6 protein-coding genes are annotated in these 6836 nt (G+C 64.8%); 5 read left to right on the top strand and 1 reads right to left on the bottom strand.

Annotated elements, in window-relative coordinates:
• The coding region (locus MOV74_RS27520; RefSeq protein WP_246929722.1) for an HPr family phosphocarrier protein at positions 1–120 on the top strand (120 nt) is incomplete at its 5' end.
• 120 nt (positions 121–240) lie between these two features.
• Here the strand turns inward: MOV74_RS27520 and MOV74_RS27515 are convergent.
• A complete protein-coding gene (locus MOV74_RS27515) occupies positions 241–1866 on the bottom strand; it encodes a glycosyltransferase family 39 protein (RefSeq protein ID WP_246929721.1) in 1626 nt (541 codons plus the stop codon).
• 113 nt (positions 1867–1979) lie between these two features.
• On the opposite strand from MOV74_RS27515, the gene lepA reads away from it, so the two are divergent.
• From lepA to MOV74_RS27495, 4 genes are all read left to right on the top strand, one after another.
• On the top strand, positions 1980–3791 hold the full coding sequence (lepA, locus tag MOV74_RS27510) for a translation elongation factor 4 (RefSeq protein ID WP_246929720.1): 1812 nt from the start codon (positions 1980–1982) through the stop codon (positions 3789–3791).
• Positions 3792–4257: 466 nt separating this feature from the next.
• Positions 4258–5478 carry an MFS transporter gene (locus MOV74_RS27505; protein WP_246929719.1) on the top strand — a complete coding sequence of 407 codons (1221 nt, stop codon included), beginning with the start codon at positions 4258–4260 and terminating at the stop codon, positions 5476–5478.
• A 25-nt stretch (positions 5479–5503) separates the two neighbouring features.
• Entirely contained in the window at positions 5504–6040 is a 537-nt protein-coding gene (locus tag MOV74_RS27500; protein WP_246929718.1) for a GNAT family N-acetyltransferase, read from the top strand.
• Positions 6018–6836: acyl-CoA dehydrogenase family protein (locus MOV74_RS27495; RefSeq protein WP_246929716.1), on the top strand; the 819-nt coding region annotated here is incomplete at its 3' end. The genes MOV74_RS27500 and MOV74_RS27495, both read left to right, overlap by 23 nt.

The following is a 6836-nucleotide window of genomic DNA, read 5'->3' as shown; positions in this document are numbered from 1 at the left end:
ATGCTCGCCGCGGGGCCGGGCACGACGATCACGGTGGCCGCCGCCGGCACCGACGCCGAAGCCGCGCTCGCGGCGATCACTGAGCTCGTTGAAAGCAAGTTCAACGAGGAAGGGGTCTGAGCCACACGTTCGACGCCGTAGGGTGGGCAAAGGCGCAACGCGCCGTGCCCACCATCTCCCTCATCGTGTGGTGAAAATTGGTGGGCACGCTTCGCTTTGCCCACCCTACGGTACCTTCACTCACTTTCCCGGCGGCGCGATGTAGACGTTCCAGCTCATCGCCGGGCCGGGCTTGCCGTGGGTGAAGCGGCGCGTGGTCATCACCATGCGCTCGGCGTTCGGCGCGACGTCCGAGATCCACTTTTCGAACGCGGGCAGCCGGCCGTCGGTCGGATCGAACACGCCGATGAAGCCGTACCGCTTGACGTCGTCGAGCGAGGTCAGGCCGGAAGCCCAGGCTTCGTTCGGTGTATACGGGCTGGGATGGTCGGGGCTGTAGAACACCATCGGCTGGATCGTTTCCATCGTCCCCGCGACGACCGCCCAGCGCGAGGCGAAGCGGGCGTGCCAGGCCTGGGTCAATTCGCGCGCGAGATCCGAGCGCGCGCCATAGGTCGCGGTGTTGCCGGCATTGGCCGCCATCTCGCGCGCGGCAATCCAGGGCGAGGCCATGAGCGTCGCGGCGCTGAGCACGAGCCAGATTACGGCGATGTTGAACAGGCTCGCGCCCTGCACGCGCAATGCGGGGATCGCGACCAGCGCCAAGGGTACCAGGAAGAACAGCGAGATGCCCCAATCGGTCTTCATGTAGATACTGAAGACGAGCGCACCGAGCGGCGGGCCGAACGCGACGATGATCTGGATGATCCACACGTTCAGCGCCTGAGAAGAATTGACGCCCGAATTGGCGCCGCGGGCCCAGGCGCGCGTGACGATGCGCAATGGCGCGCGCAGCAGCAGTGTGAACCAGGGCGGCACCAGCGCCATCGCGAGCCCGGCCAGCGCCACCGGCAAGGCCAGCAGCCCCAGATTATGCAGCCCGTAGCCGGCGACGAGCTGATGCACCTGGCTCGCGTCCTGCAGACTGTAGGTGTCGCCGGCATAGGTCAGCGGCACGAAATGCGCCTCCGCCAGCCAGACGATGTGCGGGATCATCGCCAGCACCATCGTCACGATCGCCACCCACGGTGCCGGCGAGAGCAGGAATTTCAGCCGCTCCGGATGGATCAGCGCGGCAAGGCCGATGGCGCCGATCATGGTCAGCACCCAATATTTGGTCATCAACGCCAGCGCGCCGGCAAGCCCGAGCAGGACTCCGGATTGCCAGCTCCGCTTCTCGAAGGCGTTGAGATAAGCGAGCACGAGCAGCGGCAAGGTGACGAGCTGCAACAGGTCCGGGTTGTACTTGAACCCCTTGAAATTGAAGATCGGGTAGAGCGCGATCATCACCACGACCAGGAAGGCGCGTCGCGCATCCACCACGCGCAGCGCGACGAGCCAGCAGATCACCATGCCGACGCCGACGGTCGCCATCGCCAGCGCATAGGTCGCCCAGTCCGCCGCCGGGAACATTGTGAACCAGAGGCCGGCGACCCAGCCCGACAGCGGCGGGTGCTTGCCGTAGCCCCAGAGGAATTTCTGGCCCCAGCCATAGGCTTCCGCGACGTCCATGTGGACGTCCTGCGCGGCCTTGAGATTGATCAGGATGAAGGTCCAGAGCACCGCATGCAGGATGGCGAGCTGGAGCACCAGCCACAATCTCGCCTCAGGGCGGACCGCGCAGGCAACCAGCCAGGCCCGGAAACGGTCAAAGCTCAGGCAGGTTTTCGCGCGCGTTCGGGCAGAGGGGATCGAGGTCGTGGACATGGCCGTTGCCTAGCGCGTTTTCGTCCGCGGTGGAATCAGCTTGGCGTGAACAAAGGCCCTGAAAATACAGCAAGATGGTTGCCGCACGGGGATGTGAGTGGTATCCCGCGCCCATGACGACCGCCCCCATTTCGAACATCCGCAATTTCTCCATCGTCGCCCATATCGACCATGGCAAATCGACGCTGGCCGACCGCCTGATCCAGATGACGGGCGGCCTCTCCGACCGCGAGATGGCGGGCAAGGAGCAGGTGCTCGATTCCATGGACATCGAGCGCGAGCGCGGCATCACCATCAAGGCGCAGACCGTGCGCCTCGCCTACCGCGCCAAGGACGGCAAGGACTACATCTTCAACCTGATGGACACGCCCGGCCATGTCGACTTCGCCTACGAAGTCTCGCGGTCGCTGGCAGCGTGCGAAGGTTCCCTCCTCGTGGTCGACGCCAGCCAGGGCGTCGAAGCGCAGACGCTCGCCAACGTCTACCAGGCGCTCGACAACAATCACGAGATCGTCCCGGTCCTGAACAAGGTCGACCTTCCCGCCGCCGAGCCCGAGAAGATCAAGCAGCAGATCGAGGACGTCATCGGCATCGACGCCTCGGACGCGGTGATGATCTCGGCCAAGACCGGCCTCGGCGTCCCCGACGTGCTGGAGGCCATCGTCACCCGCCTGCCGCCGCCGAAGGGCGACCGCGACGCGACCTTGAAGGCGCTGCTGGTCGACAGCTGGTACGACGTCTATCTCGGCGTCGTCGTGCTGATCCGCGTCGTCGACGGCGTCATGAAGAAGGGCAGCCGCGTGCGCATGATGGGCACCGGCGCGGCCTACGACGTCGAGCGCGTCGGCTTCTTCACGCCGAAGATGACACAGGTCGACGAGCTCGGCCCCGGCGAGATCGGCTTCATCACCGCCGCGATCAAGGAAGTCGCCGACACCCGCGTCGGCGACACCATCACCGACGACAGGAAGCCGGTGACGGAGATGCTGCCGGGCTTCAAGCCCGCGATCCCCGTGGTGTTCTGTGGCCTGTTCCCGGTCGACGCCGACGATTTCGAAACGCTGCGCGGCGCCATGGGCAAGCTGCGCCTCAACGACGCCAGCTTCTCCTTCGAGATGGAGACCTCCGCCGCACTCGGCTTCGGCTTCCGCTGCGGCTTCCTCGGATTGCTGCACCTCGAGATCATCCAGGAGCGGCTGTCGCGCGAGTTCGATCTCAATTTGATCGCGACCGCGCCGAGCGTCATCTACAAGATGAAGCTCACCGACGGCACCGAGATCGAGATCCACAACCCCGTCGACATGCCCGACGTGGTCAAGATCGCCGAGATCCAGGAGCCCTGGATCGAGGCGACGATCCTCACGCCCGACGAATATCTCGGCAGCGTGCTGAAGCTGTGCCAGGACCGCCGCGGCTCGCAGAAGGAGCTGACCTATGTCGGCGCCCGCGCGATGGTGAAATACGATCTGCCGCTCAACGAGGTGGTGTTCGACTTCTACGACCGCCTGAAATCGGTTTCCAAGGGCTACGCCTCGTTCGACTATCATCTGACCGACTACAAGCCGGCCGATCTCGTCAAGATGCAGATCCTCGTCAATAACGAGCCGGTCGACGCGCTCTCGATGCTGGTCCACCGCACCCGTGCGGAGGGCCGCGGCCGCGCCATGGTCGAGAAGATGAAGGAGCTGATCCCGCCGCATATGTTCCAGATCCCGATCCAGGCGGCGATCGGCGGCAAGGTGATCGCGCGCGAGACGGTCCGCGCACTGCGCAAGGACGTCACCGCAAAATGCTACGGCGGCGACATCACGCGTAAGCGCAAGCTTCTGGAGAAGCAGAAGGAAGGCAAGAAGAAGATGCGGCAGTTCGGCAAGGTCGACATCCCGCAGGAAGCCTTCATTGCCGCGTTGAAGGTGGACAGCTGAGGCGACGCTTCCTGGATTAGCTCAACTGCCGTCATGCCCGGGCTCGTCCCGGGCATTTGCGTTTTTAAGGCCTGGGAGGCGTGGATGGCCGGGTCAAGCCCGGCCATGACGATGACGAAAGCCGATTTCGTGGCGGGATCAGATCCAGCCCGCGCCTTTTTCGACCGGACAAACTAAAATCTCGAAAAACAACCCCATGCACAGTAGACGGGGGCTCGATGCTATTGAGATTTTCGATTTTACGAATCAACTTTGACTCGTCGGGCAAAACAGGGGCATGATGCCATCATCGCAGCGTGTGGCACACCGTCATTCCGGGGCTCGCGAAGCGAGAACCCGGAATCCATATCGCCTCTCGCACTGCTCACGCAAACGCGTACAACACCCAACCTTGCCCTCCGCTGGCAGATAAGCCACGATCCAAACTGCGCCCCCATCAACAAAACCAAAAGCGCTGAGGAAACGCATGAGCAAGCCATCGAGCCTCGACTATGGCTGGGTCGTTGTCGCCGCGGGTGCGCTGATGACTTGTGTCGGGTTCGGCACGATGCTGTCGCTTGCCGTGTTCCTGCAGCCGATCTCGGAGGCGATGGGCTGGTCGCGCGCCGGCGTATCGGCGGCGGCGACGCTGGATTTTCTCTGCATGGGCGTTGCCGCGTTCCTCTGGGGCACGCTGTCGGATCGGTTTGGTACCCGCATCGTGGTGCTTGCGGGAAGTCTCTTGCTGGGGCTCGGCCTCGTCACCGCGAGCCAGGCAACAACCTTGTGGCAATTTCAGCTCTTCTTCGGCGTGCTGATCGGGATTGCCGCCGGCAGCTTCTATGCGCCCATGATGGCGCTCGCGAGCGCCTGGATCGAGAAGAACCGCAGCCTTGCGGTCGCTCTGGTCTCGGCCGGCATGGGCGTGTCGCCGGTGACGATCGCGCCGACCGCGAGCTGGCTGATCACCGCCTATGACTGGCGCACCGCGATGCTGGTGATCGGCATTGCCGCGTGGGTGCTGCTGATCCCCGCCTGCTTCCTGGTGCGTCCGGCGCCGGCAGCCGCAGGCAACAGGAATGCAGACGCCGCACCGAACGTGGAACTGACCGCGGCGCAGGCGCTGCGCACGCCGCAATTCATCGCGCTCGCGGCGGCGCATTTCGCCTGCTGCGCCGCGCATTCCGGCCCGATCTTCCACATGGTGTCCTATGCGATGGTATGCGGCATCGCCCCGCTCACGGCAGTGACGGTCTATAGCGTCGCCGGCGTCTCAGGCCTCGGCGGGCGCCTACTGCTGGGCACGCTTGCCGATCGCATCGGTGCAAAGCCGGTGCTGGTCGGGGGACTGTTCGTGCAGGCGATGTGCATCGCGGCTTATCTTGCGGTGGCCCAGCTCGGCGAATTCTATGCGCTCTCGCTCGTGTTCGGCCTCGCCTATGGCGGGGTGATGCCGCTCTACGCGGTACTGGTCCGCGAATTCTTCGGCGCGCGCATCATGGGCACCGTGTTCGGCGCAGTCTCGGCTTTCGCCAGCCTCGGCATGGCACTCGGTCCGTGGGCCGGCGGGCTCGTGTTCGACAATTTCCAGCAATACACCTGGCTGCACGCCGGCTCCTTCGCGATCGGGCTCGCCGCCGTCGCGGTGGCGCTGAGCTTCCCGACCAGACGCAGGCAATCGCTCGATCTTGGCCGCGCCGCGGCCTGATCCAGGACGTTCTAGCCAAACTTGATTGATCGCCCGCCTCTCGGTGAACTGCATCATGACGATAATAGTCCTCGAACGCGCCGCCGACACTCTTCCCGCAGGTTTTTCAGATCTGGAAGCCGACGCCAAAGCCGGCGGCCATGCGCACATGACCCGCCTGGCCACGGAATTCACAGTAGATCGCGCCATGTTCCACGCGATCTTCGCCTGTCGCCAGGATGGCCGGTTGGTCGGGATCGGAGCGTTGACCAATGAGCCCACGCCGACCTCGCTGCCCATATGGCGGATGCGCCGGCTCCACGTGCACCAGCACTATCGAAGACGCGGGGTTGCTCAGCGGATCGTGAACGCCTTGCTGCAAGAGGCCGCGGGGAAAGTCTCCATCGTAACTGTCCACGCGGGGAATGATGGCGCGGCCCGGTTTTGGGAAGCAATTGGATTTAGCCCTGTAGAGGGGCAACCCTGGTCTCACGAAGCTGGCGTGCGAGCCGCGCTTCGATCTCTCAGCCCGTCGGATGAGAATGAGCGAGGAAGCGCGCATGAACGCAACGACCGGAGTTGAACTTGTCGAACGTGCACGCGCCATTGCGCGGTTGATCGCGCGCGAGGCCGACGAGATCGAGCGGACGCGGCGGCTGACGACCGCTGTCGTCTCGGCGCTGATCGAGAACGGACTCTATCGCGCGCTGGTGCCGCAAAGCCTCGGCGGCGAGGAAGCCCCGATCGAGAGCTTCATGCAGATGCTGGAGGAGATCGCGAAGGCGGATGCCTCCACGGCTTGGTGTCTCGGCCAGTGCACGGTCTGCGCGATGATCGCGGCCTCGCTCGACCACGATACTGCCCAGGAGATCTTCAACACGCCGCCGGGCATTCTCGCGTGGGGCGCGATTGCGCATGAGGCGCGCAGCGTCGACGGCGGCTATCGCGTCACCGCGCGCTGGGATTTTGCTTCGGGCTCGCGGCAGGCGAGCTGGCTGGGCGCGCATGTGCGCATCGTCAATGGCGACGGCACGCCGCGGACAAACGCCGACGGCTCGCCGGAGGTGCGCACCATTCTGTTTCCGGCCGCGCGCGCGGTGCTGCACGACGTCTGGCAGGCGATCGGGCTCGCCGGCACCGGCACGGACTCCTATGAAGTGAACGATCTCTTCATCCCCGAGCGCTTTACGGCATTTCGCGACGTGCCGTCGGCGCTACGCGAGACGGGACCGCTCTACAGAATAGGCACCGGCTCGACCTTCAGCCTCGGCTTTGCCGCGGTCTCGCTCGGCTTGGCGCGGGCGACGCTGGATGCCGCCATCGCGCTGGCGCGTGGAAAGCACCAATCGCTCGCCGCCAGCGCGATGCGCGACAATGGG

This window comes from Bradyrhizobium sp. SHOUNA76 (assembly GCF_023006445.1).
Lineage (GTDB): Bacteria > Pseudomonadota > Alphaproteobacteria > Rhizobiales > Xanthobacteraceae > Bradyrhizobium.
The sequence above is the reverse complement of the archived record's forward strand: the minus strand, read 5'-3'. Positions and strand labels throughout refer to the sequence as shown.